General features: G+C 66.8%; 2 protein-coding genes. One reads left to right on the top strand and one right to left on the bottom strand.

Features of this window, described 5'->3' with window-relative positions:
- Positions 1 to 159: 159 nt before the first annotated feature.
- The gene (locus DBR34_RS19990) at positions 160 to 828 is read right to left on the bottom strand and encodes a TetR family transcriptional regulator (RefSeq protein WP_128098078.1); all 669 of its coding nucleotides are present in this window, start codon (positions 826 to 828) and stop codon (positions 160 to 162) included.
- Between the two features lie 232 nt (positions 829 to 1,060).
- Here DBR34_RS19990 and smeD point away from each other — a divergent pair.
- The coding region (smeD, locus tag DBR34_RS19985) for a multidrug efflux RND transporter periplasmic adaptor subunit SmeD (RefSeq protein ID WP_128098077.1) at positions 1,061 to 2,130 on the top strand (1,070 nt) is incomplete at its 3' end.

The following is a 2,130-nucleotide window of genomic DNA, read 5'->3' as shown; positions in this document are numbered from 1 at the left end:
GTGTGGGTTCGCGGGACCGTTGGGCGCCATGGATGGCGCCCACGAGCCTCCAGGGATGGATTTACGGCGTGTCCCGCGAATCCACACCGCCCCGCCCAGCCATGGACAGGCGGAATCTGCCTTGGCTTCGGCTTCGGCTTCGGACTTACGCCTTAAGCCTCAAACCTCATCCTCAGTAGGCAACGCCGTCGGCGCCGCCCCCGGGGTGAACACACCCGGCTTCACGAACGCACTCAGAATCGCGTCCAGTGTCTGCGCGCCGTCGCGTTTGATCTCGAACAGCTCCGGCTCCAGCATCGCGCTGTACAGCACACCCGTCAGACTCGTGCTCACGATCCGGGCCACCGTGTCCACGTCCACCCCCTCGCGCAACTGCCCCAACTCGCGCGCGCGCTGGAACGCCGCCGCGAAAATGGCCAGCTCTTCCCGCGATGCCTCCAACTGCAGCTCCTGCATCGCCTGACTCTCCACCGACAGATCGTTGCGCAGCATGATCTCCATCATGTTGCGCAGCCGCTCATCGTCGGCCAGCTCCTGGAAGGACACCAGCAACGCCGAACGCAGATCCAGCACCGGCGTCGTCCGCCTGGACGACGTCGTCCGCCGCAACCGCTCGATGAACGGAATGCGCTCCCGGTCGATCATCGCCGTCAGCACCTCCGTCTTGTTCTTGAAGTGCCAGTACACCGCCCCGCGCGTATACCCCGCGCGCGCACCGATCATCGCCAGGCTGGTCCCCGCCACCCCGAATTCATGAAAACAGGCCTGGGCCGCGTCGAGGATCCCCGCGCGGGTGGCCTGCGCCTCTTCTTTGGTCTTTCTGGCCATTGCGCTGTGCAGTTGCTGGATGAAACCGGCCTGAATTGTACCGCTTTACAAACAAACATGCATGTATGTATATTTCCGTCCCACTGAACCTCGGCGAGGACCGCGCGTACCCGCGCCCTTGCCGAAACCGTCAGATTTGCCGTATTTGCCGACCTGTTGGCTGTCATTCGTCGCTTTTAAAGGCGGGGTAGTGCTGCAGGCGACCCTTTTTCGTTTCCTGTGAGCCCCCACCATGTCCCGAACCCCGTACCGTCTTCTCGCGCTGTCCCTCGCGATCGCCTTGACCGTGTCCGCCTGTGGCGGCGGTGAGCAGGAGGGGCCGCAGGGCGGCCCGGGCCAGGTCACCGTTGCCACCCTCAAGGGCGAACAGGTCAGCCTCACCCGCGAACTGCCCGGCCGCACCAACGCCTTCCTGGTCGCCGAAGTGCGCCCCCAGGTCAGCGGCATCGTCGCCAAGCGCCTGTTCACCGAAGGCGGCCTGGTCACTGCCGGCCAGCCCCTGTACCAGGTCGATGACGCCAGCTACCGCGCCCAGGCCAACAGCGCCCGCGCCCAGCTCGCCCGCGCCGACGCCACCGCCAACGCCGCGCGCCTGAGCGCCAAGCGCATCACCGAGCTGGCCAAGGTCGACGCGGTCAGCAAGCAGGACCTGGAAAACGCAGTGGCCGCCCAGAAGCAGGCCGAGGCCGATGTCGGCGCCGCCAAGGCCGCCCTGGATGCCGCCAACGTCACCCTGGGCTACGCCCGCATCACCGCCCCCATCAGGGGCCGCATCGGCAAGTCCTCGGTCACCCAGGGCGCGCTGGTCAGCGCCGGCCAGGCCGACGCGCTCGCCACCGTGCAGCAGCTCGACCCGATCTATGTCGACCTGACCCAGTCGGCCAGCGAACTGCTGCAGATGCGCCGCGAACTGGCCAGCGGCCGCCTGCAGGACAACCAGACCCTGCCGGTCACCATCCTGCTCGACGACGGCACTGAGTTCGCCCACAAGGGCACCCTGGAGTTCTCCGAAGTCAGCGTCGACCCCACCACCGGCAGCTACGCGCTGCGGGTCAAGGTCGACAACCCCGACCAGGTGCTGATGCCCGGCATGTACGTGCGCGCCCAGGTCGGCAGCGGCGTGCGCGAAAACGGCCTCCTCGTGCCCATGCAGGGCATCGCCCGCGATCCCAAGGGCGACACCACCGCCATGGTGGTCGGCAAGGACAACAAGGTCGAAGTGCGCCCGGTCAATGTCAGCCGCGCGGTTGGCAGCAAGTGGCTGGTCGAGGATGGCTTGAAGCCGGGCGACAAGGTCATCGT

The organism is Stenotrophomonas sp. HMWF003, from assembly GCF_003061285.1.
Classification (GTDB): domain Bacteria; phylum Pseudomonadota; class Gammaproteobacteria; order Xanthomonadales; family Xanthomonadaceae; genus Stenotrophomonas; species Stenotrophomonas maltophilia_AP.
Note: the sequence above shows the minus strand (reverse complement) of the source record. Positions and strands in the feature narration are given on the sequence as shown.